This window comes from Aeromicrobium senzhongii, assembly GCF_014334735.1.
GTDB classification, from domain to species: Bacteria; Actinomycetota; Actinomycetes; order Propionibacteriales; family Nocardioidaceae; genus Aeromicrobium; species Aeromicrobium senzhongii.
The window spans coordinates 1,524,950-1,550,100 of sequence record NZ_CP060587.1; the positions used below are offsets into that span (position 1 = coordinate 1,524,950).

Annotated in this window: 23 protein-coding genes and 1 tRNA gene; 15 read left to right on the forward strand and 9 right to left on the reverse strand. The window is 69.9% G+C overall.

All coding sequences use genetic code 11. The features are described 5' to 3' along the window. Positions 1–684: 684 nt before the first annotated feature. A tRNA-Pro gene (locus H9L21_RS07635) sits at positions 685–758 on the forward strand. Positions 759–868: 110 nt separating this feature from the next. Here H9L21_RS07635 and H9L21_RS07640 read toward each other — a convergent pair. Beyond that, the gene (locus H9L21_RS07640) at positions 869–1,444 is read right to left on the reverse strand and encodes a TetR/AcrR family transcriptional regulator (protein WP_154595025.1); all 576 of its coding nucleotides are present in this window, start codon (positions 1,442–1,444) and stop codon (positions 869–871) included. A gap of 20 nt (positions 1,445–1,464) precedes the next feature. Between H9L21_RS07640 and H9L21_RS07645 the strand changes: the two genes are divergently transcribed. Next, positions 1,465–2,640, forward strand: coding sequence for an SDR family NAD(P)-dependent oxidoreductase (locus tag H9L21_RS07645; protein ID WP_154595024.1), 1,176 nt, complete (start codon positions 1,465–1,467; stop codon positions 2,638–2,640). A gap of 78 nt (positions 2,641–2,718) precedes the next feature. On the opposite strand, the gene H9L21_RS07650 is transcribed toward H9L21_RS07645, so the two are convergent. Further along, positions 2,719–3,324, reverse strand: coding sequence for a TetR/AcrR family transcriptional regulator (locus H9L21_RS07650; protein WP_154595023.1), 606 nt, complete (start codon positions 3,322–3,324; stop codon positions 2,719–2,721). Between the two features lie 110 nt (positions 3,325–3,434). Between H9L21_RS07650 and H9L21_RS07655 the strand changes: the two genes are divergently transcribed. Then, positions 3,435–5,075: an FAD-binding protein gene (locus tag H9L21_RS07655; protein WP_154595022.1), complete on the forward strand. Its 1,641-nt coding sequence runs from the start codon at positions 3,435–3,437 to the stop codon at positions 5,073–5,075. Between the two features lie 308 nt (positions 5,076–5,383). Continuing rightward, positions 5,384–6,121 (forward strand): class A beta-lactamase, encoded by a 738-nt coding sequence (bla, locus tag H9L21_RS07660; RefSeq protein WP_187411916.1) that lies wholly within the window; start codon positions 5,384–5,386, stop codon positions 6,119–6,121. On the opposite strand, the gene H9L21_RS07665 is transcribed toward bla, so the two are convergent. Beyond that, the gene (locus H9L21_RS07665; RefSeq protein WP_154595020.1) at positions 6,022–6,864 is read right to left on the reverse strand and encodes a gamma-glutamyl-gamma-aminobutyrate hydrolase family protein; all 843 of its coding nucleotides are present in this window, start codon (positions 6,862–6,864) and stop codon (positions 6,022–6,024) included. The two genes, bla and H9L21_RS07665, sit on opposite strands and share 100 nt — an antisense overlap. Positions 6,865–7,075: 211 nt before the next feature. Between H9L21_RS07665 and H9L21_RS07670 the strand changes: the two genes are divergently transcribed. Together H9L21_RS07670 and H9L21_RS07675 are read left to right on the forward strand one after the other, a co-directional pair. Next, the gene (locus tag H9L21_RS07670; protein ID WP_222865887.1) at positions 7,076–8,449 is read left to right on the forward strand and encodes a hemolysin family protein; all 1,374 of its coding nucleotides are present in this window, start codon (positions 7,076–7,078) and stop codon (positions 8,447–8,449) included. Then, on the forward strand, positions 8,446–9,477 hold the full coding sequence (locus tag H9L21_RS07675) for a CNNM domain-containing protein (RefSeq protein WP_154595018.1): 1,032 nt from the start codon (positions 8,446–8,448) through the stop codon (positions 9,475–9,477). Before H9L21_RS07670 ends, H9L21_RS07675 begins: the two co-directional genes overlap by 4 nt. On the opposite strand, the gene gadC is transcribed toward H9L21_RS07675, so the two are convergent. Both gadC and gad read right to left on the reverse strand, forming a co-directional pair. After that, positions 9,474–10,940, reverse strand: a complete 1,467-nt coding sequence (gene gadC, locus H9L21_RS07680) for a glutamate/gamma-aminobutyrate antiporter GadC (RefSeq protein WP_187411917.1) — start codon at positions 10,938–10,940, stop codon at positions 9,474–9,476. The two genes, H9L21_RS07675 and gadC, sit on opposite strands and share 4 nt — an antisense overlap. Positions 10,941–11,162: 222 nt before the next feature. Next, a complete protein-coding gene (gad, locus tag H9L21_RS07685) occupies positions 11,163–12,569 on the reverse strand; it encodes a glutamate decarboxylase (protein ID WP_154595016.1) in 1,407 nt (468 codons plus the stop codon). A gap of 286 nt (positions 12,570–12,855) precedes the next feature. Between gad and H9L21_RS07690 the strand changes: the two genes are divergently transcribed. Beyond that, entirely contained in the window at positions 12,856–13,431 is a 576-nt protein-coding gene (locus tag H9L21_RS07690) for an MOSC domain-containing protein (RefSeq protein WP_255467487.1), read from the forward strand. On the opposite strand, the gene H9L21_RS07695 is transcribed toward H9L21_RS07690, so the two are convergent. Continuing rightward, positions 13,428–13,895 carry a PPOX class F420-dependent oxidoreductase gene (locus H9L21_RS07695; RefSeq protein WP_154595014.1) on the reverse strand — a complete coding sequence of 156 codons (468 nt, stop codon included), beginning with the start codon at positions 13,893–13,895 and terminating at the stop codon, positions 13,428–13,430. The two genes, H9L21_RS07690 and H9L21_RS07695, sit on opposite strands and share 4 nt — an antisense overlap. On the opposite strand from H9L21_RS07695, the gene H9L21_RS07700 reads away from it, so the two are divergent. Further along, positions 13,894–14,337: an NUDIX hydrolase gene (locus tag H9L21_RS07700; RefSeq protein ID WP_230081286.1), complete on the forward strand. Its 444-nt coding sequence runs from the start codon at positions 13,894–13,896 to the stop codon at positions 14,335–14,337. The genes H9L21_RS07695 and H9L21_RS07700 overlap by 2 nt on opposite strands. A 6-nt stretch (positions 14,338–14,343) precedes the next feature. Here H9L21_RS07700 and H9L21_RS07705 read toward each other — a convergent pair whose 3' ends face one another. Next, positions 14,344–15,210 (reverse strand): class II glutamine amidotransferase, encoded by an 867-nt coding sequence (locus tag H9L21_RS07705; RefSeq protein ID WP_154595013.1) that lies wholly within the window; start codon positions 15,208–15,210, stop codon positions 14,344–14,346. 144 nt (positions 15,211–15,354) lie between these two features. Here H9L21_RS07705 and H9L21_RS07710 point away from each other — a divergent pair, with 144 nt between their 5' ends. The 5 genes from H9L21_RS07710 to H9L21_RS15555 all read left to right on the forward strand — a co-directional run bounded on the left by H9L21_RS07710 (position 15,355) and on the right by H9L21_RS15555 (position 20,334). Next, complete coding sequence (locus H9L21_RS07710) at positions 15,355–15,852, forward strand: DUF1269 domain-containing protein (RefSeq protein WP_154595012.1); 498 nt, start codon at positions 15,355–15,357, stop codon at positions 15,850–15,852. Between the two features lie 44 nt (positions 15,853–15,896). Further along, positions 15,897–17,168, forward strand: coding sequence for a hypothetical protein (locus H9L21_RS07715; protein WP_154595011.1), 1,272 nt, complete (start codon positions 15,897–15,899; stop codon positions 17,166–17,168). 9 nt (positions 17,169–17,177) lie between these two features. Beyond that, entirely contained in the window at positions 17,178–17,423 is a 246-nt protein-coding gene (locus H9L21_RS07720; protein WP_154595010.1) for a DUF8691 family protein, read from the forward strand. Further along, positions 17,420–17,644 (forward strand): hypothetical protein, encoded by a 225-nt coding sequence (locus H9L21_RS07725; RefSeq protein WP_154595009.1) that lies wholly within the window; start codon positions 17,420–17,422, stop codon positions 17,642–17,644. Before H9L21_RS07720 ends, H9L21_RS07725 begins: the two co-directional genes overlap by 4 nt. A gap of 116 nt (positions 17,645–17,760) precedes the next feature. Continuing rightward, positions 17,761–20,334, forward strand: coding sequence for a winged helix-turn-helix domain-containing protein (locus H9L21_RS15555; protein WP_304518652.1), 2,574 nt, complete (start codon positions 17,761–17,763; stop codon positions 20,332–20,334). A gap of 4 nt (positions 20,335–20,338) precedes the next feature. Here the strand turns inward: H9L21_RS15555 and H9L21_RS07735 are convergent, their stop codons facing one another. Both H9L21_RS07735 and H9L21_RS07740 read right to left on the reverse strand, forming a co-directional pair. Next, on the reverse strand, positions 20,339–20,875 hold the full coding sequence (locus tag H9L21_RS07735) for a potassium channel family protein (RefSeq protein WP_154595008.1): 537 nt from the start codon (positions 20,873–20,875) through the stop codon (positions 20,339–20,341). A gap of 264 nt (positions 20,876–21,139) precedes the next feature. Then, on the reverse strand, positions 21,140–22,681 hold the full coding sequence (locus tag H9L21_RS07740) for a protein kinase domain-containing protein (RefSeq protein WP_154595007.1): 1,542 nt from the start codon (positions 22,679–22,681) through the stop codon (positions 21,140–21,142). Between the two features lie 112 nt (positions 22,682–22,793). Between H9L21_RS07740 and H9L21_RS07745 the strand changes: the two genes are divergently transcribed. Together H9L21_RS07745 and H9L21_RS07750 are read left to right on the forward strand one after the other, a co-directional pair. After that, positions 22,794–24,305, forward strand: a complete 1,512-nt coding sequence (locus tag H9L21_RS07745) for a SulP family inorganic anion transporter (protein ID WP_154595006.1) — start codon at positions 22,794–22,796, stop codon at positions 24,303–24,305. A gap of 36 nt (positions 24,306–24,341) precedes the next feature. Continuing rightward, positions 24,342–25,151, forward strand: coding sequence for an aldo/keto reductase (locus H9L21_RS07750; RefSeq protein WP_187411918.1), 810 nt, complete (start codon positions 24,342–24,344; stop codon positions 25,149–25,151).

Genomic DNA, 25,151 nt, shown 5'->3' on the forward strand with positions numbered 1-25,151 from the left:
AGCCCGCAGCAGGTGGGCGAGGCCAATCTGCCGATGACAACTTGAGTCTCGACCGGGGCTGTAGAACACAAGCGTGCCCGCACGTCTTGTAGGGGATTGACCCCTCGTCTTGCCGGTCTCGGTGGGTCATTTTCCGGCGGTGGCTCATTTTCGTCCATCGGCCCATTCCGAGTCAGACGTCCGCGCGATCCGCCGACGGCGACGCTGCACGGGCGGCGAATATCGGCAACGGATGGGCACCGCCTGGGTGCCCGTCCCCATTTACTCCCCCGAAACGATCAGTGTCGACATGAAGTATCCGGAGACAACAGGGAGGGCACCGGAACAGAGGGTCCTCGGGTCCGGGACCCTTAGTAGTCCGGAGAATCGTTGGGATTCCAGCGAACAACCTCTATCGCGGTCAGAAAATGAACCTGCGACCGTTTGACGATGGGTCAATAACGGAAGGGGACCCAACACCCCATGATGACGATGAAATTGACCCATACTCATCCGCGCGGATCCTCGTCCGACTGGCAGCGTCGCCCCATCTGCGGCGGCGTCGTGGGCTCGATCAACCCGTAACCTCTGCAATGCAAGGCAATATCGACGGTCTGTCCAGTTCCGAAGGGGTTCGTCATCGGCGCGCGGGGGAGTCGTCGACGAGGGCTGCGAAGGGCTGCGCTAGACTCGTTCGAGTTGTCACGGGCTGTAGCGCAGCTTGGTAGCGCACCTGACTGGGGGTCAGGGGGTCGCAGGTTCAAATCCTGTCAGCCCGACAACGGAAAGCCCCGGGAGACCGGGGCTTTCGTCATTTCCGGACACCGGAGCAGACGAAAGTCGGCAGCGGGCAGCGGGTGTGCAGGCCGTTCATCATGTGCCCACGTGGTCACCCAAGGTTCGGCTGCGAGGCCTCCGGCCTGGCCGCCAGTCCGTCGCGCACGATCCGCATCGCGCGCGTGATCAGCTCCTCGGGTTCCCGGTGGCTGGACAGGGTCATGGCGCCCACGATCATCTCGATGGCGAGAAGCAGGTCTTCCTCATCAGTCGAATCGGCCAATCGGCCGTCCCGTCTGCCCTGAGCCACCGGACCGCTCAGCAGGTTTCTCGTGCGGAGCCTGATCGATTCAACCTCTTCGACACGGTCGTCATCGAGCGCGGCCAGCACCCGACTCGATCCGGCATGAAACGAGATGATCTCGTTCAGGATCAGCAGTGCCGCATCCGGTTCATCCGCCACCGCGTGGGCCAGGTCCTCGACGCGGGCGAGATTCTCGAGATAGATGGCGGCTGCAAGATCGTGTCGATGAGGGAAGTTTCTCTGCAGCGTTGCGCGGCCGACGCCCGCCCGCTCGGCGATGCGTGCGAGAGGCACGTCCGCGCCCTCGGAGGCGAAGAGGTCGCGAGCAGCATCGAGGATGGCGGCGCGATTCTGTACCGCGTCGGACCTCTTCTTGGACGGCATCGCGGACTTCCTCCGGGTTGGTGCTGCTGCAGTCTAGTAGGGCACGCCAGGGCGTCGGCGCCCACGCCGGACGCGCTCTCCTGTTGCTTTCCCGCGTATTGCCTGCCGGGCGCACCAGGGCTACGTTAAGTGGGCATCAATGCCCACTTAACTCAGTGACCCGAGAGGTCGAGATCATGGTTGAAGAGCTTCGGTACGACGGACGAGTAGCGATTGTCACGGGAGCAGGTATCGGAATCGGCGCGGCGCACGCTCGTCTCCTGGCTTCGCGCGGAGCGCGTGTGGTCGTGAACGAGCTGCCGCGGAACATCGAGCGTGCCGAACTCGTGTGTGAGCAGATTCGGTCTGCCGGGGGAGAGGCCATCGCGGTTGCCGGTGAGATCGGGATCGACGACGACGCACGCGCGTTGGTCGACGCAACGATCGCGAAGTATGGACGGGTCGACATCGTGATCCACAACGCCGGCGTGCCGTTGGGGCGCGACATGGATGGTTCCGGCTTGGTCCAGGAGGCGCCGTCGCCGAGGTTCGACAGGTACATGGACGTCAACGTGCGCGGGTCGTTGCAGCTGAACCGCGCTGTCTGGCCGCACTTCGTCGCGCAGAAGTACGGGCGCGTCCTGTTCACCTCGTCCGCAGTGGGAACCGGGTTCTGGTACAGCCCGACCGGGTATGAGCTCGACTACGCCACGTCGAAGTTGGCGGTCTTCGCCCTGGCCAGGCAGGTGTCCGCAGCAGGCCAGGAGCACGGCATCATCGCCAACACCGTGATGCCGTGGGCCTTCACCGAGACAGTCGGCGACAGTGCCGACGGCGAAGAGACGGAGTTGATCACCTTCATGCGCGCGACGCTCCAGCCGGAGAAGGTGGCGATCGCCGTCGCCCCGCTGCTCCACGAGAACGCGCCCACCACGGGCGAGGCCTTCACCGCCGGGGGCGGCCGGATCGCCCGAGTGTTCCTCGCGGGCGTCCGTGGCTACTTGAACCCTGAGCTCACGCCGGAGGATGTCGTCGAGAACTGGACACAGGTCTTCGGCGAGACGGGTGCCTCGGGCGAGATGCTCGACGTCTTCGAGCAGAGCCAGCCTCGCGAGGAGCGCATGTTCATGAAGACGCTCGAGACGCAGACGATGCCCGACCTCGCCTGGATCGCGGAACAGTCGGTCAAGGACTCCACTCGCTCGGCTGCGTTGTAGGCGCCGAGGGTCGCGCAACACCAGACGTGTCGTTTGCGGGCCTCCCGCGTTCGCAGCAAGCGGACGCGGGGTGCCCCGTCACCGCCGGTCGCGCGGGTGAAGTTGAGCGAACGCCCAACGCAAGGGGCCATCCACGTCGATACTCGGGTCGAGCATCTGCCGGATCATCAGTCCCTCGTTCAACGCGAGCAGTCCGCGGGCGGCGTCGATGCAGTCGAGGTCGGCAGCGATGACGCCCTCGCGCTGGGCGCGATCGAACAGGTCGACCAGTTCCTGCTCCCAGGCTTCGACCCGACGGCGAACGTGGTCCGCTGCGATGTGCTCCGGTTGCGCGGCGACACTCAACTTGAGGCTGATCCAGAGCCGGACCCAGGCGGGGGTGGATCGACGGCGCTCAGCGACACGCGTATATGCGTCGATGAGGTCGTCGACGTCGAGCGGAGCGTCCGCATCGAAGAACTGCCGGTCAGCCTCCTCTTGAGCCAACAGCACGCCAAGCAGCAGGTCGTCCTTGGACGCGAAATGGTGCTGCAGTCCGGCGTGGGTGATGCCCACCCGGGTGGCGATCGAGCGCAGCGAGGCCGCCTCGAACCCCACGACCGAGAACTCCTGGAGAGCCGCGTCGAGAATCTCAGCGCGCTTTGCCAGTCCGACCTTGTACGGCCCACGTCCAACCTTGGTCACCGGACCACTATCTCCCACCCCCACGCGGCGGCGTCGAGGTGTGGGTGGATCGCCGTGCCGCGAAAACCTGCCATGTGATAGGTATTAGTCCGCAAACGGAGGAGTGTGAGATGGATAACAAGTCATTCGACCTGGTGGTCGTGGGAACTGGCACAGGGATGCTGGCCGCGCTTGCGGCGGCGGAGGCAGGACTGTCGGTTCTCCTGGTGGAGAAGTCGGAATACGTCGGCGGTTCGACCGCCCTGTCCGGCGGTGGTTTCTGGGTTCCGAGCAACCCGATGCTGACCGAGGCCGGCGCGGAGGACCCGATGTCCGAGGCGACCAAGTACCTGGCTGCGGTGACCCGCGGGGAGGCACCCGAAGCTCGCTGGAAGTCGTTCCTGTCACACGGCGCCGAGGCCGTGAAGGCGCTGGCGCGCCTGACGCCGCTGAAGTTCGGTCACATGACCGACTACGCGGACTACTTCCCCGAACTCCCGGGCGGATCGACGGCCGGTCGGGCCATGGAACCGAAGCCGTTCAACGCGCGCAAGCTCGGCGCCGACCGGGGCAAGCTGCGTCCGCCCGCGCTGGAGGCACCGTTCCCGATGCCCGTGAGCGGCACCAGCTACAAGTGGCTCAACCTCGTGGCGCGCACCCCGCGCGGCATCTTCGTCGCCGCGCGCCTGCTGGGGATGGGCGTCGGAGGTCTGGCCATCAAGCGCGAGTACATCGCCGGGGGCGGCGCGCTGGCCGCCGGGCTGTACGCCGGGGTCCGGGCTCGCAACATCCCGGTCTGGCTGGAGTCCCCGCTGAAGGAACTGATCGTCGAGGACGATCGAGTCGTCGGCGTCGTGGTCCAGCGCGACGGCAAGGACATCAGCGTCCGGGCCAAGCACGGCGTGATCCTCGCGGCGGGCGGTTTCGACCGCAACGAGGCGATGCGGCACGCCCACCAGTCCGAGAAGCTGGACACGGACTGGGCGCTCGGCAACCCCGCCAACACCGGCGACGCGATCACCATCGCCCAAGGGATCGGCGCGGACCTCGCCTTCCTCGAAGAGGCCTGGTGGTTCCCGGCGGTCCCCATCCCCGGCCCCATGCCGGGCACGCTGCTCGCCGAGCGTTCGCTGCCCGGCCAGATCATCGTCAACCAGGCCGGCGAACGCTTCATGAACGAAGCTGTCAACTACATGTCGGCCGGCAAGGACCTCCTCGCGCAGGACCTGCCGGTGTGGATGATCTTCGACCAGCGCTACCGCAACCGGTACGTGTTCGGCGGATCCATCTTCCCTCGCCAGTCCTTCCCGAAGGAGTGGTACGACGCGGGCGTGGTCAAGAAGGCCGACTCGCTCGAGAAGCTGGCCGCCGACCTGGGCATGCCGGCCCTGCCGCAGAGCGTCCAACGCTTCAACGACCTGTGCGCCTCCGGGCACGACGACGACTTCGGTCGCGGCGACAGCGCCTATGACCGCTACTACGGAGACCCCGGCATCAAGCCGAACCCGTGCCTGGGCCCGATCGACAAGGGTCCGTACTACGCGGTCCAGGTCGTGCCCGGCGACCTCGGCACCTGCGGTGGCGTGAAGGCCGACGAGTTCGGCCGCGCCCTGCGCCCCGACGGAACGACCATCGAGGGCCTGTACGCCATCGGCAACGCGGCCGGCAACGCCTTCGGCCGGGTCTACCCCGGACCGGGTGCGACGATCGCCCAGGGCCTCGTGTTCGGCTACATCGCCGCCAACCACGCCGCCGGGCGGTTGCCGGACTGACGTCCGCCCGACGACGTGAACAGCGGAGTCGTCGCCGCGGATCAGCGTTCGCGCTGGGCCGCGGCGGCGACTCCGTGGTGGCGTTCGTCGGGACAGCCAACGACGATGAGGGGGAGATCCGCCTGATGCCGGGATTCACGACCAGCACGTTCACCACAGCGGGGCTCCTTGCGGCTGCCGTGGTGCTCGCGGGGTGTTCCGCGGCATCCGGGCCGACCCGTGAACCGTCGAGCGCTCCCACGACGTCCGCGTTGCCGGGTAGCGCCCAGATTGCTGATCGGCTCGCAGCGCTGGAGGAGCAGCACGACGTGACGATCGGCGTCAGCGCCGTCGACGTGCAGGGGAAGCGCGTGGAGTACCGGGCCGGCGACCGATTTGGCTACGCGTCGACGGTGAAGGCGTTCGCCGCCGCGACGATGCTGGCCGAGAAGACACCGCAGGAGCGTGCGAAGACGGTGCGATGGACGCAGGCGGACATCGACGCTGCCGGATACTCGCCCGTGACGTCGGAGCACCCGGAGCGCGGTCTGACCCTGGACGAGCTGGCCGAGGCCGCCGTGCGGGACAGCGACAACACGGCGATGAACCTCGTGCTCCGGTCCGTGGGCGGCCCTGAGGCGGTCGAGAAGTTCCTGCGAACCCTGGGCGACGACCGCACGCAGCTCGACTCCTACGAGCCGGACCTGAACACCGTCACGCCGAGCCAGGTCGCGAACACGACGACGCCGACCGCGTTCGCGACAGCGCTGCAGGCGGCGGTGGAGACGAAGGCGATCGCGCCTCGGGAACGTCGCACCCTGCTGGACTGGATGGGCGGCAACAGCACGGGTGACACGCTGACCCGTGCCGGCCTCCCGGCCGGGTGGGAGGTCGCCGACAAGTCCGGTGGTGCCGGCGGCCTGCGCAACGACATCGGCGTGGTCACCGGCCCCGACGGTCAGACGGTCTACCTCGCGGTGTTCACGTCGACCAACGATCCCGAGGCCGAGTACGACGACGTCGTGGTCGAGGAGGCCGCGCGCGCGGTGCTGGCCGAGTACTCCTGACCAGGCCGCTGCGGCACGCCGGCCTGCTCGGCGAGACGCCGCAGCAGGGGAGCGAGTTGGCGCTCGGCCACCGCAGGATGCTCGGGGTGCCACTGGATCCCGGTGATGGGTGCGCTGTCGTGGACGACCGCCTCCACCACGCCGTCGACGCCGTGCGCGACCACGCGGAGTCCGTCGCCGAGCCGGTCGACGGCCTGGTGATGGCTGCACAGCACGTCCCGGGCGACATCGACCGACGAGGCCAGCGTCTCACCGCGGAGCTCGACCCGATTCGGGACGAAGGGGTCGTCGCCGTCGGCTCGGTGCGCGTGGCCGGTCTCGAGGTGGGGCACGAGCGTGCCGCCCAGCGCGACGTTCAGGAGCTGCAGTCCCCGGCAGATGCCCAGCAGCGGGGTCCCGGAAGCCAGGCACCGGCGCACGGCCTCGATGTGGGCGCGGTCGGCCTCGGGCTCGTGGTGGCCCGCCCCGGGGTAGTCGGTGACGCCGTCGTAGAAGGTCGGGTCGACGTCCTCACCACCCATCAGCACGACCGCGTCGGCACGCAGGACGGCGGCCATCGTCACCTCGGGCTCGACCTCCGCCGAGGCGACGGCCCGGACCCGCCATCCGAGGCCCCGCGCCACCGCCGCGGTGGCGTCGTTGAGGGCGTCCAGCTCCTGCTGGAACCGGGCCGCGTGAGGGCGGCTCGTGCGCAGGTGCAGGAGTGCCAGCGTGGGGCGCGAGGTGGTGGTGGGGGAAGACATGCCCCGAGCCTAGAGATCACGTGTGACGCACATGTTTCAGATTCGTGGCCTCCAGACGGCTGGGGTCGGGTCCCGTAGGTCGCCCCCTCTAGACTCATGCTTCACACTGCGGCGCCCGTCGCGATCCTCGACCAAAGAGAGACATGGACATACACAGTACGAACCCCCTGCCTGCAGCTGAGCGACACGCGGTCGGGGGGAGTGGGAACTGATGTGGTTGCTGACTCTGCTGCTGGGTGTCCTGGTGGTGTTGCTGATCACCGCGGTGACCGGCTACTTCGTCGCCCAGGAATTCGCCTACATGGCGGTCGACCGGGCCCGGTTGGGCTCGCTGGCCGAGCGCGGTGACCGCCGCGCCAAGCGCGCGCTGTCGGTGACGGGCCGCACCTCCTTCATGCTGTCCGGCGCCCAGCTGGGCATCACCGTGACCGGCCTGCTCGTGGGTTACGTGGCCGAGCCGTTGATCGGTGCGTCGCTGGGCACCGCCCTGGGCGGCGTCGACGTGCCGACGGGTGTCGGCATCGCGATCGGCACCGTCCTGGCCCTGCTGTTCTCGACCTTCGTGCAGATGATCTTCGGCGAGCTGTTCCCGAAGAACCTGGCGATCGCGAAGCCCGAGCCCGTCGCCTTGTGGCTCGCTCGCTCGACGACCCTCTACCTCGCCGCGTTCGGCTGGCTGATCACGCTGTTCGACGCGGCCTCCAACGCGCTGCTGCGCGTCCTGAGGATCGAGCCCGTCCACGACGTCGAGCACGCCGCGACCCCGCGCGACCTCGAGCACATCGTCGAGCACTCCGGACGCAGCGGCGACCTGCCGCACGAGCTGTCGACGCTTCTGGACCGGGTGCTGGACTTCCCCGACTCCGACGTCGAGCACGCCATGATCCCGCGGTCGCGGGTCGACGTGCTGCGCGCCGACGACACGCTGGCGGAGGTGCGCGCCGTGATGGCGTCGGGCCACTCCCGGTACCCGGTCCTCAGCGAGGACGAGCAGATCCTGGGCATCGTCGAGCTGGCCGACGTCCTCGTCGCGGACGACCCCGGGCGCACGGCAGCCACGCTGGCGCGTCCCGCGCTGATCCTGCCCGCGACGATGAACCTCCCGATGGCCCTGCGAGAACTACGGGGGTCCAGGCGTCAGCTGGCCTGCGTCGTCGACGAGTACGGCAGTTTCGACGGTGTCCTGACGATCGAGGACATGGCCGAGGAGCTCGTCGGTGAGATCACCGACGAGCACGACCCGGCAGATCCTTCCGTCGAGTCGATCGACGACGACGGCACCTGGGTGATGGGCGGCGACGTCCACATCGACGAGGTCGAGCGCGCCGTGGATCGCGAGTTGCCGCACGGCGACTACGAGACCATCGCCGGCCTCGTCATCGCCGAGCACGGCACGCTGCCCGACGTCGGCTCCACGATCGAGGTCGACCTGCCGGTGGACCCGGCGACCCTGGCCGAGATCGGTGCACCGGCCAGGACGCGGATGCGCGTGGAGGTGCTCGAGATCGACCGGCACGTCCCCGCGCTCGTGCGCATCACGTGCCCGATCGACATCACCGACGAGAACGAGGAGAACGACCGATGAGCGACCCCTGGCTGATCGGTCCGGCGACCGTCGCGCTCATCGCACTGAGCGCCTTCTTCGTCGCGGTGGAGTTCGCCTTGCTGGCCGCCAAACGGCACCGGCTCGAGGACGCCGCCGCCACGAGTCGCTCCGCGCGCGCCGCCCTGCGCAGCTCGGGCGAGCTCACACTGCTGCTCGCGGGATCGCAGCTGGGGATCACGGCCTGCACCCTGGCGCTCGGCGCCATCACGAAGCCGGCCGTCCACCACTGGCTGACACCGTGGTTCGAGACCTGGGGCATGGCGCTGTGGGTCGCGGACGTCGCCGGCTTCGCGCTGGCGCTGGTGATCGTGACGTTCCTGCACCTCGTGGTGGGGGAGATGGCGCCGAAGTCCTGGGCGATCGCGCACCCGGAGCTCTCGGCCACCGTGTTGGCGATCCCGATGCGCGGGTTCATGTGGCTGACGCGTCCGCTGCTGATCGGGCTCAACGAGATGGCGAACTGGTGCCTGCGGAAGGTCGGCGTCGAACCGGCTGACGAGCTGTCGGCAGGGCAGAACTCCGACGACCTCCGGCACCTGGTGGCCCACTCGGCCACCGCCGGCACCCTGGACCCGACCTACTCCAGTCAACTGGCGATCGTCCTCGAACTGGAGTCGCTGACCGTGGCGGACCTGGTCGAGCCGGGGACACGGCCCACTGCTGTGGCGACCGACGCCTCGGTGGCGGAGGTGCGGCAGGCGGCCCTGCACTCGGGCCACCTGCGGATCCTCCTGGCCGATGACGAAGGAGCCCGCGGCTTCGTACACGTGCGCGACACCCTGCTGCACGCCGACGACAGCAACGCCGATGCGCTGCTGCGGCCGGTGTTGGCCCTCGAGCCGTCGACGCCGGTCTACCAGGCGTTGACGTCGATGCGCGAGACCCGGAACCACCTCGCCGTCGTGGCCGCAGCGGGCGAGGCGACCTACGGCGTGATCACGATGACCGACGTCCTGGACCGGCTGTTCCCGTCCGCGCCGGTCGGCGCGGACGGGGCAGCGAACTAGGTGCCGGTGCCGCCGGGCGTCGCCGTTCCGGCGGTCGTCGTCTGCGCTCCGGTGGCGGGTGGCGGGTTGACCAGCACGGTGTCGGCCGTCGCCCGCTCGGCGTCGGTGCGCTGGTCCCAACCGGGCCGTCGCAGCGCGTAGAAGATGAGCGGTGGAGCACCGAGTCCGATCACGACCAGGAGCACCACGAGCGGGTACCCATATTCGGACAGTCCGCTGAAGCCGGACGGACGGACGAAGGCCAGGATGAACGCCACGGCGCAGGCCACGAAGCCCAGCCCGCCGACGAAGGTCATCGCCGGCGTCCGGTAGGTCCGCACGACGTCGGGCTGGGACTTCCTCAGCTTCAGCGCCGCCGCGAACATCAGCATGTACATGATCAGGTACAGCGCGGCCGCCATGTCGACCAGTGCGATGAACGCCGTGTTGCCGTTGGGCAGGAGCACGAACAGCAGCGCCAGCAGCGTCACGATGAGCCCCTGGACGCCGAGGATGCCGACCTGGACGCCCGCCTTGTTGCGGCGCTGCAGCAGCGGCGGCAGCAGGCCCCTCCGCGCCGCGGCGAGCAGACCACGCGAGGGACCGGCGATCCACGTCACGACGGACGCGAACGCGCCCAGCGCGATGAGCGCGGAGATCACCGGGGTGCCCCAGGACATGTCCCAGTGGTCGAAGAACTCCTGGAACGCGAGGTTGATGCCGTTCGTCAGCCCGAGCTCCTTCTTGGGCACGGCCAGGCTGATCGCGATCGTCGGCAGGATGAACACCAGCAGGATCAGCCCCGTGGCCAGCGCGATGGACTTGGGGAACCCGCGACCGGGGTCCTTCATGTCGTTCGCGTGCACCGCGTTGACCTCCATGCCGGCGTACGCCAGCACGTTGGAGACGATCAGCACGATCGACGCCAGCCCGGTCCACGGCGGGATGACGGCCTCGGCCTCCAAGGGCGTCTGCGACTTCTCTCCGGTGGTGAGCCACACGATGCCGAAGATGATCAGCAGCGCCGCCGGCAACAGGGTGCCGAAGATGCCGCTCCACGAGCCCACCTTGGCGAACAGGTTGCCGCCGGCCAGGGTGATCATCGTGGATCCCCAGTACAGGACGAGGATGACCGCCGCGGTGTAGAGGCCCTTGTTCGCGAGCCCTTCGTCACCGATCACGAACGACAGGCTGGCCGCGATGAACGCGATCTGGGTCGGGTACCAGACGACGTTCTGGATCCACTGCAGCCAGATCGCCAGGAATCCCGCCCGGTCGCCGAACGCCTCGCGCACCCAGGTGAAGACGCCACCCTTCCAGCCGGTCGCGAGCTCGGCCGCGACGAGCGCCGTCGGCACGAGGAACACGATCGCAGGCACGATGAACAAGAAGATCGACCCGAGCCCGTAGAGGGCCATCGCCGGAAGGGAGCGCAAGGACGCCACGACGACCACGGTGAGCATCGCCAACTGGGCGACGGACATCGCGACGTTCGCGCTGGCCGCCGGCGCGCCGATCGCCGGACCCGAGTGCTCCGGTGGGTTGCGGTGCCCCGGCTCCCCGTAGGGATGAGGCTTGACGTGCTCCGCCGACGGAGCGTGTGTCCCGTCGGCCCGGACATGCTGCCCGGTACCGCTGTTCGTGTTCGCTGTCCTATGCCCTGTCGCCATGGTCTCGCCCCATCAGTCGGTGCTCGTGCAACTCGGTCAGTGGTGGAAGCCGGAACGCTGCCCCTCGGTGGGCATTGGACCGGTGAGGGCGTCGAGGTAGGCCACCTCGTCACGCAGATCCGCGAGGAACGCCGCCGCGAGATCATGGCTGAAGCCGTTGCGCACCACGATGCGCTGCACCGTGAGCTCGGGCAGGTCGTCCGGCATCGGGTAGGCCGGAACCAGCCAGCCCTTCGTCCGGAGCCGGTCCGACAGGTGATAGAGGTTCCAGTTCTGGGTGTGCCCCTCGCGCAGGGCCCAGGCGAAGACCGGGATGTCGGACCCGTCGTTCCAGAGCTCGAACGCCGGCATCTTGGCGATCTCGCCCGAGAGGAAGAGCGCGACGTTGCGGGAGTTCTCCTGGACCGCCGTGTAACCGGTCCGGCCCAGGCGCAGGAACATGTAGTACTGCAACAGCACCTGCGAGCCCGGCCGCGAGAAGTTCAACGCGAACGTCGGCATGTCGCCACCGAGGTAGGACACCCGGAAGATGAGTTCCTCGGGCAACGACTCCAGATCGCGCCACACGACCCAACCGAGACCGGGGTACACGAGTCCGTACTTGTGACCCGAGGTGTTGATCGACACCACGCGCTCGACCCGGAAGTCCCAGGCGAGGTCGGGCTGGACGAACGGTGCGATCATGCCGCCGGAGGCTCCGTCGACGTGGATCTTGACGTCGAGCCCGGTCGACTCCTGGATCCGGTCGAGTGCCTCGGCGATCTGGGTGACCGGCTCGTACATGCCGGTGTAGGTGACGCCCATGATCGCCACGACGCCGATGGTGTTCTCGTCGACGTAGGACTCCAGGTCGTGTCCGTCGAGCACCTTGTGCTCGAGCGAGATCGGGACGTAGCGGGCCTCGACCTCGAAGTAGTTGCAGAACTTCTCCCAGCAGACCTGCACCGCCGTGGAGAGCACGAGGTTCGGCCGGTCGGTCGACTTCCCCTCAGCGCGGCGGGCGGTCTGCCACCGGCGCTTGAGCGCCAGTCCGCCGAGCATCGCGGCCTCCGACGACCCGATGGTGGACGTACCGATCGTGTGCTCGTGGTCCGGTGCGTGCCACAGGTCGGCGAGCATCGTCCAGCAGCGAGTCTCGACCGCCGCGGTCTGCGGGTACTCGTCCTTGTCGATCATGTTCTTGTCCGCGGCCTCGCTCATCAGGCGCACGGCGTGATCGTCCATCCAGGTGCCGACGAAGGTCGCGAGGTTCAGTCGCGCGTTGCCGTCGAGCATCGCCTCGTCGTGGACGATCTGGTAGGCGGTCTCGGGAAGGGACTCGCCCGGTGGGAAGTCGTACTTCGGCAGTTCGGTGGCCTCTCCGGGCCTGGCGAAGATCGGATTGAGCTCGACAACTCCCGGCTCTTCGGCGCGGTGTGCTGCTCGGGTGGAATTCGTAACCATGACGCCCCCGTGGCGAGTCGGTACCTCCGGTGAGGGGGACCTTTTTCAGGTTAAGCCCGACTCGATGAAGTGCAAAGCCGAACACGGGAGAACGGTGGAATTCGCAGTGATCGCAGGGTTATTACACGAGGGCCGACGCTCGCTCAACCGCCCATGGGACCCGGGTCGCGTACATCTCGTCACGGCATGCGGTGAGCGCGGGGCCCTGCCTCCCGCCGTGAAGAGTCTCACCAGTGAGCACCCACGACGTCCGGGTCGGAAGGGCTGCTCTGGCAGCATGGAGCCCGTGTCCGAGCCCCGTGTCGTCGCCGTCAGCCGCGACGACCGGCACCGCTTCAGCAAGGTGCCCGCCACGTTGATCCACCTGCTCGCCGGCCACGGGGTGGACGGTGATGTCCATGCCGGAGCGACGATGAAGCACCGGTACGGGCCACACCGTGGACAGACGCTCCCGAACCTGCGCCAGGTGCACCTGCTGGCCGCGGAGCTCTTCGACGAGGCGCGCTCCGCGGGCTACGAGCTGGGTCCGGGCGATCTCGGCGAGAACGTGCTCACGGAAGGCGTCGACCTCCAGGTCCTGCCGGAGGGGACCCTGGTGGACCTCGGCGGGCCCGTCGTGCGGCTCACTGGCTTGCGCAATCCGTGCGTGCAGATCAACCGGTTCAAGCCGGGCCTGATGAAGGTCGTGCTGTCGAAGGCCGATGGCACGCCGTCGGAGCGTCCCGTGCCGCTGAGCCGGGCGTCGGCCGTCCGCAAGGTGGGCGTGATGGCCGTGGTCGAGATCGGCGGCGACGTCGCTGCAGGTCAGCCGATCGCCGTGACGCTGCCGGACGGTCCCCACATGCCGCTGGCTCCGCTCTAGTCCTGGACCAACCGCGCCGGGAAGCCGCCCGTGGCGACCGGGCCCCACGAGGTCGGGGTGATGCGGATGATGCTCTTGCCCTGGTCGAGCATCGCCTGGCGGTACTCGTCCCAGTCGGGATGCTCGCCCGAGATGTTGCGGAAGTACTCGACGAACGCGTCGAGGGCCTCGGGAACGTCGAGGACCTCGGCGGTCCCGTCGACCTGGACCCAGGCGTCGTTCCACTCGTCCGACAGGACGACGACGCTGACCTGCGGGTCGCGACGGGCGTTGCGGGTCTTCGCTCGCTCGGGGTAGGTCGAGATCACGAGACGTCCGGAGTCGTCGACGCCGCCGGTGACGGGCGAGGCCTGGGGGCGTCCGTCGGCGCGGCGCGTGATGAGGATGAACCGATGACGCGGCCGGACGAACTCCAGCAGCTCGTCGAGGTCGACGTGGGTGTTCGTGGCGATGGAGCGAGGCATGGGCTCACGCTACGCCCGGGGCATCATGGACGGCATGTCCGAACCCACGGTCCTGGCCGCCGGCGCGGTCATCGTGGACCCCGCCGGCCGTCTCCTGCTGGTCCGTCGCGGCCACGATCCGGGACGCGGACTGTGGTCGGTCCCCGGAGGAAAGGTCGAGCCGGGGGAGACCCTCGCCGAGGCCACCGCGCGCGAGGTGCTGGAGGAGACGGGACTGGACGTCACCGTCGGCCGCGAGCTCTGGGTGGCCCGGGTGCCCACGGGCGACGGACGTGAGTACGAGATCCACGACTTCGTCGCCAGGGTCGTCGGCGGGACGCTGCGCGCCGCCGACGACGCCGACGACGCGGCGTGGTTCGAGCCCGGACAGCTGGAGCGACTTCCCCTCGTGGACACCCTGCTCGACCACCTGCGCCGGGCCGGATTCGTCGCCGACGGCTGATCGCGCTCAGGGGTCGCGCGGGGTGAAGTCGCCCATCACGTCGTCGCCGGGCTGCACGATCCCGAAGCTGGACTCGGGGAAGGGATGCCACACGCCCGACAGGGCGCCGACGGGCTCGGACACCACGACGCGCGTCTCCTCGGAGAGCCCGACGAACGCGGGATTGTCCGGGTAGAGGGAGCGCAGGGTCGCCATCGCGGTGCTGACGTACAGCGTCCGGCTCTGGCGCTCAGTCGAGTATCGGAAGGCCCACAGGCTCTCGCCGTCGGACGTCGCGACCGTCATCTGCATCGGGTTCTCGACCCCGTGACGACGCCCCGTCGCCTCCACGAAGCCGACCATCCGCTCGACCGCCGCGACCGGGTCGTCCTCGAGCCCGAACGTCAGCGCGAGGTGGAACATCACCTCGGAGTCGGTCGAGCCCTCGACGCTGGAGAAGAGCCCGGGGTCGATCGCCAGGAACAGGTCGCGCTTCATCCGCCCGAACTCGCGGATCGCGCCGTTGTGCATCCACAGCCAGCGACCGTGACGGAAGGGGTGGCAGTTCGTCTGCTGCACGGGCGAGCCGGTGCTGGCTCGCAGGTGCGCGAAGAACAGGCCCGACGAGGTCGATCGCGCCAGCTCGCGCAGGTTCTGGTCGTTCCACGCCGGCTCGACGCCGCGGAACAGCACCGGGACCTCGGGACCCCGCGTGTTGGGCATGGACCGAGTCGTCGTGTCCAGGCCGTACCAGCCGACTCCGAAGCCGTCCCCGTTCGTCGCCTCGGCCCCCATCTGCGCGTGCAGGCTCTGGTCGATGAGGGAGGGCGACGGCCGGTAGAGCAACTCCTCGAGCAGGATCGGACTGCCCGAGTACGCCAGCCACCGACACATCGTGAGCTCCTCCCGCAGGCCATGCCACGGGCAGCGTCTCCCAGATCGCGAGCCGGCGCATCATCCGCTGGGGATGAGGCGGATCGGCGCAGTTCGGCGTGGACTCGGGATGTCACACCCGTACCACCGACAAGGAGACCGACGATGGCGCAATCGACATTGACCGTCTGGAAGTTCAACACCCCCGAGGGAGCGGAGGAGGCCGAGCGCACGTTGCAGGACCTGAGCAAGCAGAACGTCCTCAACCTGCTCGACGCCGCGACCGTCTCCTGGCCCGAGGGCAAGAAGAAGCCGAAGACCAAGCAGCTCTACTCGACCACCGGCGTCGGGGCCCTCGGTGGGGCCTTCTGGGGCCTGCTCTTCGGGATCATCTTCTTCCTGCCGGTCATCGGCGCGGCCGTCGGGATGGCGGCCGGAGCCCTGGCGGGCGCGCTGACCGACGTCGGGATCGACGACGACTTCATCAAGAAGGTCCGAGACAAGGTGACGCCCGGGACGTCGGCGCTCTTCGTGCTGACCTCCGACGTGGTGCTGGACAAGGTCAAGGACGCGTTCGCGAGCCACGAGCCCGAGGACCTGCTCTTCACCAACCTCAGCAGCGACCAGGAGGCCGCGCTGCGGGAGGCCTTCGGCACCGAATGAGCCACGCCTGAGACCGGCCGACGCGCGACGCACGAGGGGGACCGATGGACGACAACAACACCGGCGTGGCCGAAGGTCACCCGTCACGCGGCCGATCGGCGGCGGCGGTGCTGTGCCTGGTCGTGGCCGCCCTGCTCACGATCCCCGCGGGCGTCTCGTACTGGGGGCAGCGGACGCTGAACGACACACAGCAGTACGTCGACACGGTGGGCCCCCTCGCGAAGTCGCCCGAGCTGCAGGACGTGATCGCGAGCACCGTCACCGGCGCGATCGAGAAGCAGGTCGACGTCCGGCGCCTGCTGGACGACGTGTTCGCGCGGACCGGCACGGAGGCCGCGCGCCTCGACCTGCTCGCCGGACCGCTGGCCGCTGCGATCGACGCGGCGGTCGACCGCGAGGTGCGGGCGGTCCTCGCGTCCTCGACGTTCGACGAGATCTGGGTCCGCGTGAACACCCGCGTCCAGCAGCTGGTCCACCGGCTGCTGGCCGGAGGGGGCGGGGGCCTGGTCTCGCTCCGGGGCGATGACGTCGTCCTCGATGTGGGCGAGATCATCGACGAGGTCAAGTCCCGGCTCGCCGCGCGTGGGCTGACCTTCGTGCAGGACGTGTCCGTCCCACGCGAGGACCGCGAGGTCGTGCTGATGAAGGCACCCCGGCTCGAGGAGGTCCGGACGATCTACGCGTTCGCCAACCCGGTGGCCCGCTGGATGCTCCCGGCGGTCGCGGTGCTCTTCCTGGCCGCCTTCGTCCTGGCGGGCCGCCGGGCGCGGATGGCCGTCGCGATCGGGATCGCGGTGGCGCTCAACGCCCTCCTGCTCGCGCTGGCGCTGTCGGTCGGGCGCCAGCTGTTCGTCGACGGACTCTCCGACACCTCGTTCGGCCCGGCCAGCGGCTCCTTCTACGCCACCTTGCTCGCGTACCTCTACCGCGGCCAGACGGTCGTGCTGTGGCTGGGGATCACCCTCATCGTGGCCGGCTGGTTCGCGGGACGGAACCGGTACGGCACGGCCGTGCGTGAAGCGGTCCGCGATGGGCTGGAGCGGGCGGGCTCGACCGTGCTGGGCCGGCAGGGACACGAGGCGGGGAGCTGGGTCGCGGCCAATGCGGCGTGGCTCCGTGTCACGGCGGTCGTCGTGGCCGCGGTCGTCCTGCTGTGGGGCGGCGATGTCGACCTCACCCGGTGGTGGTGGTCGCTCGCGCTCGCCGTCGGGTTGCTCGCGGTGGTGCAGTTCCTCATCGGCGCCGCGCGCCCAGGAGCCCGGTCGGCGGCGCCGACCGCCTCGACCGATCCGCTGCCGGCCCCGTCCTCGAGGTGACCCGGGACCATGACCCAACAGCCCCAGCCCCGCCAGGTCTTCGAGATCCGCATCAGCGGCGCCGTTCCCGACGCCGTGATCGCCGAGGTCGGCGGGATCGAGGTGGTCAACCGCGAACTGCTCACCGCGGTCCGGACCCGGCTGCGCGACCAGGCCGACCTCCACGGATTCCTTGCGACCCTGCGCACGTACGGTCTCGAGGTCGTCGAGGTCCGCCGACTCGCTCCGGCGGCCGATGACGCGGACGCACCATGAGCACCCCCGAAGACGGCGAGGAGTACGAGTTCACGATCGTCGGCGACCTGGGCCCGGTGTTGCGGTGGGCCCTGCGGCCCGGCCGCGTCGTGGAGTCGCACCCGTGCACGACCTTCGTGACGGTCACATCGGCGGACCTGGGGGCCATCGTCGCTCGGCTCGATCCGCCGGGACTGCGGCTGGAGAGCGTACGCCTGCTCCGCGGCGCGAGGACCGGCTGACCGTCGGCCCGGGGCTCGTCCCCGGTGGCACGAGCCGGATGTCGGTGTTTCATTGGAGACCAAGGACTCGGCGCGCGTCGCGCGTCGCTCACCGGGGATTCGGGGAGGTGGACACCGTGTCCGCGTCATCGGCTCCGCGCCCGTCAGCGGACGACCACGCATGGCCCGGCGCCACCGCGCCGCACGGCTGGCACGGCGTCCCGGAGCTACCCCGCCAGTTCCATCCGCGGCCCGACCTGCTCACGCGGCTCGACGCCGAGCCGGGGTGCCGCCTGGTCCTGGTCAGCGCTCCGGCCGGCACGGGCAAGACCGCACTCGTGACCGACTGGGTGAGGACGCGCCGGCCTGCGCAAACCGCGTGGATCACGTTCGACGAGGACGATGCGTTCTGGCCCGGACTGGGCGCCGCCCTCGCGCGGCTCGGACTGGACGTCCCGGTGGCCGCGCTGCCCACCGCGGAGGTGGCACTCGACCTGGACGTGCGGCGTCGCCTCGCTCTCGCGGTGGCCTCGTCCGCGCACCCGGTCACCGTCGTCGTCGACGGGTACGAGGTCGACTCCGCCGCCGTCGCCGGCGATCTGGACTATCTGCTCAAGCACAGCGGGCGCCGGCTCCGGCTCGTCCTGCTGACCCGTGCCGACCCGGTGCTGCCGCTCTACCGGTACCGACTCGACGAGACGATCGTGGAGCTCAGGATGGCGGACCTGGCGTTCACCGATCACGACGCCGAGGCGTTGTTCGAGGCGATGGGGGTGCCGCTCGGGCGTGCCGACGTGCGGCTGCTGAACGACCGTGCGCGCGGCTGGGTCACGGGGCTGCGACTCGCGGCCAAGTCGTCGGCCGGGCCGGCGGACGCGACCGAACGGCTCGCCGGCGCCCAGGGCAGCATCGCGGAGTACCTCGTGGGCGAGGTGCTGCAGGCCCATCCGCCGCGGGTGCGCGACCAGCTGATGGCGCTCAGCGTCCCCGACACCATCGAGCCGGGACTCGCCGAGGAGTTGGTCGGCCAGCGGGCGGGCCGGACCCTGGCGGCCCTCGAGCATGTCAACGTGTTCATCGAGCCCGTCCCCGAACAGGCGGGGCACTACCGGTTCCAGCCGTTCTTCCGGGACCTGCTGCGCGCGGAGCTGGCCTACCGGGCGCCCGCGACCCTGCTCGATCTGCACGTGCGGACAGCGGCGTGGTTCGCCGGCCGGGGCATGCTCGGCCCCGCGGTGCACCACCACGGCGCCGCGGGTCGTTGGGACCTCGCGGCCGAGGCCGTCGTGCGTCAGGCGATGATCGGGCGGTTGCTGGCGGACCCCGGTACGAGCGCTCTGGTTCAGACGCTGCGCGCGATCCCCGACGACCTCGACCACGACGCCGCGGCCGTCGTGCGTGGCGCGCTGGCGCTCATCGACGGGGACGTCCAGCGGGTCGACGTCGAGCTGACCCGGTTCGAGGGACGTCGTGAGCCGCGCGACGAGAGCATGCGACACGCGGTCGTCACGCTCCAGGCTGCCCGGGCACGCAGGACCGTCGATCCGGTCGTGTCGCTGGCTCTGGCGCGCCGCGCCGCGCGCCTGATCGGGACGGAGCAGCCGGCTCCCGGCCGGTGGGGCGCACTCCGGGCTCTCGTGGCTTTGGTCGAGGGCCACGCCGAGCTTCGCCTGGGTCGTCCCGGCCGTGCCGAGGACTCCCTGCGGCGCGCCTCGTCGGTGAGGGAAGCCGGCACGGTGCGGGTGGAGAGCCTGGGACTGCTCGCCCTGCTCGCTGGCCTCTCGGGCGACCTCGTACGCGCTGACGCGCTCGCCTCCGAGGCGATCGCCGCCGGTGAGAACGAGGGTGCGGGACCGGGGGAGCGGCCGGCCTACGGCGACCTCGCACTGGCGTGGCTGGCCACCGAGCGGTCGGATCCACGCACCGCGGGTGAGCACCTCCGGGCCGCCCGGAGGACCGACCTCATCGCATCGGATCCGGTGGCACGGGCGGTCGCGACATGGGTCGACACCCGGCTGGGGCAGACCCGCGCAGAGACGTCCGGCGCCCTCGCCGCGCTCCGCGAGCTGGTCGCCGGGCTCGCGGCCGCCGACGTGTGGATCGCCGCCCGGACCCGTGAGGAGATCGTCCGCCTGCTGCTGCTCAGCGGCGATGCGCCGGGCGCGCTGGCAGAGCTCGACGGGCGTCCCGTTTCACCGTCGACCGCGCTGTTGACCGCTCGGGCCAGGGCCGATCTCGGCGATGACGAGGGCGCCACCCGGGCGCTCGTGCTGGCGTGTTCTGCCCGTGCGTCGCTGCCGGTGCGCGTCGGCGCGATCCTCGTGCGGTGCGAGCAGTTGCTGGGCCAGGGCGATGCGACGCGTGCGCGCGAGTGCCTGGGGACGGCGGTGACGCTGGCGCGGCGTTCCGGCCTGAGGCGCCCGTTCCGCGAAGCGGCTCCCGCGGTTCGACGCCTCCTGGCGCGTGAGGAGTCGGCGCCGGTCCCGACCGCCCTGCCTTCCGGCGGTCCGCTCGAGGATCTGACCGCCAAGGAGCTGGAGGTGCTCGAGCACCTCGGCGAGCTGCTGACGACGGAGGAGATCGCCGCGGCCATGTACATCTCGGTGAACACCGTGCGGACGCACGTGCGCCACATCCTGCGCAAGCTCGGGGTGTCGCGCCGCAACGCGGCGGTCCGGGTCGCCCGGCAGTACGAGCTGCTGGGCCACTGAGACCTCAGTCCTCACCCTCGGGCGACCCGCGACGGTCCGTGCGAGCCCATCGGACCGCTGAGACGAACAGCTTGACGACGACGCCGAGCAGGATGAGGTTCAGCAGGATCTGGGCCGTCACCAACAGCCGCATCGACTGGGTCACCGGGACGATGTCGCCGAAGCCGACCGTGGCCAGACAGGTCACCGTGAAGTAGAGCGCGTCCGTGCGGGTCAGCGGCTCGTTGAACGCCGCCGGGTCGCTGGTCGACGCGGCGAGATAGGTCCGCGCGAAGATCACGAGGAAGACGGGCACCACGAGCGCGAGCGCCTCCACCGCCCGGATGGTCGGGTGGCTCGAGCGCACGATGAGGGGGACCTGGACCGCGGCCACGGCACCGAACGCGACCAGCGCCACGGCCAGCCCCGTGAACTCCGTCCCGGCGGACCGCAGGGGCACGAGGCAGTAGGCGGCAGCCAGGGCGGCGAGTGAGACCGCGACGCGCACGGCGGCGATCCAGCCGAGCCGGCGCACGGAAGGGGACGACCGCGGTTCGCTCATGTGATCGCGCCTCCTGCGGGCCGAGGTGTCCTGCGACGGGGTGCGCTGCCGGGGAACTGTGGAAACGCTGGCTCGAGCGTAGTCAGAACATCCGCCCCTCCCGTGGCACGGTCCCTGAGGCGGCGATCCTGTCCTCCACGGCGTTCTCGGGCCTGCACTGGCAGCCGCTGATCGCCATGGTGATCGGACTGCCGGCGCTGGTCTCCGTCCTGAGCCTGCGGTTCGAGCCCTCCGCACCGCCATGGCGCCGCACCGGCTGAGTGGTCAGCCGTTGCCGCGGTTCTTGCCCTTCGCCTTGCCCTTGTCGCTGTTGCCCTGCCCCCGGTTCGCGGGGGTGGCGTCCTTCGGGGCACCCGGGGAGGGAGGCCGCACGGCGCCGCCCGAGCGGGCGATGGTGATCGAGGGGGCCACGGCGACCGACAGCGTGATCGTGGCGCCGTCGGGGAGCCGGCCGGACTTGTCCACCGCCACGACCTGGCCGATGTCGCTCGGCCGCGTGACCTCCTTGCGTCTCACCACGAACCCCTGCTCCTCCAGCTCGGCCGCCGCCTTCGCGTAGCCCTTGCCGATGACCGAGGACGCCGACACGGGCACCTTGCCTGAGGCGACCGAGATCTCGATCGCGGTGTCCTCCGGTGCCTCGTCACCCGGCTCGGGGGACTGCGCGATGACGTTGCCCTGCGCCCGGGTGGCCACGTCGACCACGACGGCTCGCGGGATGAGACCGGCGGCCCGGATCTCCTCGGCCGCGTCCAGCGCGCTCATCCCGACCACGTCGGGCACCTCGGGATCTCCGCCCAACAGCTGCCGCGCGCCCAGCACGACCACCAACGCCAGGACCACCGCGATCGCCGCATAGGCCGGGACGGGCCCCCCGCGCCGCCGCGGTGCGTCGCGTGCCGGGCCGGGAGTGGGAGCCGTGTTGAGGTCGGCCGTGGAGTGCCAGGGCTGGGGCAGCGAGATCTCGAAGGTGGCCGGCAGGTCGATCGACTCGGCAGCGCCTAGCGCGGCCGCCTGGTGCGCCACGTCGGCGGCCGTGGCCGGTCGGTCGGCCGGCTTCTTCGCGGTCATCGCGCGGAGCAGCCGCTCGACGCCGGCCGGGACGGGCGGCTCCAGCGCCGGGAGCTCGTCGTGCAGTTGCGCCACCGCCGTCGCGACGGGGGTGGCGCGGCGGAACGCGGAGCGGCCGGTGAGGCAGTGGTACGCCACCAGGCCGAGGGAGTAGAGGTCGGACTGCGGGCTCGCGGCCTGACCGCGCACCTGCTCGGGGCTGATGTAGTCGGTCGTGCCGACCAGCGCGTCGGTGTCGGTCAGCGGATCGCTCGTGGCCGCCTGGGCGATCCCGAAGTCGACCAGCACCGTGCGGCCGGCCGGCGTCAACATGATGTTCGCGGGCTTGAGGTCGCGGTGGACGATCCCGGCGTCGTGCGCGGCCTGCAGACCCGCGGCGACCTGCTGGACGATCGACATCACCTGGTCGGGGTGAAGAGGACCCCGCTCCTTGAGCAGTTCCGACAACGAACGACCCTCGACGTACTGCATGACGATGTACGTCGAGCCGTCCGACGACGGGTCGTCCTCCTCGAAGTCGAAGACCTGCGCGACACCGGGATGCTGGATCGACGCCGCCAGGTGCGCCTCGCTGCGCAACCGCGCCCGGGCGACCTCGTCGGCGCTCCGGTCCGCGCGCAGGACCTTGACGGCCACCGTGCGGCCCAGTCGGGTGTCCGTCGCGCGGTACACGGCTCCCATTCCCCCGGAGCCGACCACCTCGTCCAGCGTGTACCGCCGGTTGTGGACCGCCATGCTTGAACTCTAATTCCGCAGACAGGGGCCCGCATGACATGAGCGCCCCCGCGGACGCCGGGTTAGAATCGCAGGTCGCCCCCACGATCGCCGCCCCCCCGAACGGAACCGCATGTCCCTGCCCGCGCCCGCCCACGTCCCCGAGTCCGACCAGGTCCACTCGGTCCGCGCGGCGCTGAAGTCCCCGAGGATCCTGCGCACCGAGGTCCTGGCCGGACTCGTCGTCGCGCTGGCGCTGATCCCCGAGGCGATCTCCTTCTCGATCATCGCGGGCGTCGATCCCCAGGTGGGTCTGTTCGCCTCGTTCACCATGGCGGTCACCGTCGCGATCCTCGGCGGCCGGCCCGCCATGATCTCGGCGGCCACCGGAGCCGTTGCACTGGTCGTGGCCCCGGTCATGCGCGACCACGGCTTCGACCACCTGATCGCCACGGTGCTGCTCGGCGGGCTCTTCCAGATCGTGCTGGCGATCGGCGGCGTCGCCAAGCTGATGCGCTTCATCCCGCGCTCGGTGATGGTGGGCTTCGTCAACTCCCTGGCGATCCTCGTCCTGCTGGCGCAGCTCCCGCACCTGATCGACGTGCCGTGGCTGGTCTACCCGATGACCGCCTTCGGCCTGCTGGTGATCGTGCTCCTGCCCCGGATCACGAACGTGGTGCCCGCACCGCTGGTGGCGATCGTGATCCTGACGTCGATCACCGTGGTCGCCGCGCTCAACGTCCCGGACGTGGGTGACGAGGGCGAGCTGCCCAGCAGCCTGCCGGCGCTCTTCACGCCCGATGTTCCCCTGACCTTCGAGACCTTGAGGATCATCGCGCCGTACGCGCTGGCGATGGCCCTCGTGGGGCTCATGGAGTCGCTGATGACGGCCAAGCTGGTCGACGACGTCACCGACACCCACTCGGACAAGACCCGTGAGGCATGGGGCCAGGGCGTGGCCAATGTCGTCACCGGCCTCTTCGGCGGCATGGGCGGCTGCGCGATGATCGGCCAGACGATGATCAACGTGAAGGTCTCGGGAGCCCGGACGCGGATCTCGACCTTCCTCGCGGGCGTCTTACTGCTGATCCTGGTCGTCGGCTTCGGCGACGTCGTCGCGACGATCCCGATGGCCGCCCTGGTCGCCGTCATGATCATGGTGTCGGTCGGCACCTTCGACTGGCACAGCGTCCGGCCGTCCACGCTGCGGCGCATGCCCCGCAGCGAGACCCTCGTGATGCTCACGACCGTCGCGGTGGTCGTCGCCACCGAGAATCTCGCGATCGGCGTCGTGACCGGCGTCGTCGTGGCCTCCGTCATGTTCGCGCGGCGCGTCGCGCACTTCACCCAGGTGATCGACGTGGCCCATCCCGACGAGGACACCCGCGTCTACAAGGTCGTCGGAGAGCTCTTCTTCGCCTCGAGCAACGATCTGGTCTACCAGTTCGACTACGCCGGCGACCCGCGTCACGTCGTGATCGACCTGTCGGACTCGCACGTCTGGGACGCCTCGAGCGTCGCCGCCCTGGACGCCATCGAGACGAAGTACGCCGCCAAGGGCAAGACGGTGACCATCGAAGGGCTCAACGAGGCCAGTCGCACCCGGCACGAGCGCCTGGCCGGCCGGCTCGACGGCGGTCACTGAGCGCCACGCCACGGCCGCGGCCCCTAGAGTCGAGGCGTGACTCTCGACCTGCCCGCCGTCGGCTTCGGCACCTACAAGCTCAACGGCCTCGCCGGTGTCGAGACGATCCGTTCGGCGCTGGACGTCGGCTACCGGGTGCTCGACTCGGCGATGAACTACGAGAACGAGGGCGCCGTCGGCGCGGCGGTCCGCACGTCGAACGTGCCTCGCGACGAGATCGTCGTGACCTCGAAGCTGCCGGGACGCCACCACGGGTACGAGCAGGCGATCACCTCGATCGAGGAGAGCCTGCTGCGGACCGGTCTCGACCACCTCGACCTGCACCTGATCCACTGGCCGAACCCGTCGCACGGGCTCTACGTCGAGGCGTGGCAGGCCCTGATCGACGCCCGGCGCCGCGGGCTCGTCCGCGAGATCGGCGTCTGCAACTTCCTGCCCGAGCACCTCGACCGGCTCGAGGCCGAGACCGGGGTCCTGCCTGCGGTCAACCAGATCGAGGTCCACCCGTACTTCCCGCAGGTCGGGGCGCTCGCCGACCACCGCGCCCGGGGCATCGTCACCCAGGCGTGGAGCCCGCTCGGGCGCAAGAGTGATCTGCTGACGAACCCGGTCGTGACGGAGGTGGCGCACCAGCACGGCGTGACACCGGCCGAGGCGGTGCTGGCGTGGCACGCCGCGGTGGGCACGCTTCCGCTGCCGAAGGCGTCGACCGCCAAGCGGCAGCGCCAGAACCTGGCGGCCGTCGAGATCGAGCTGGACCCGGCGTCGGTGGCCCGACTCACCGCGCTGGGCCGCGCCGACGGGCGATTGTTCGACGGCGATCCCGCCGTGTGGATCGAGGACTGA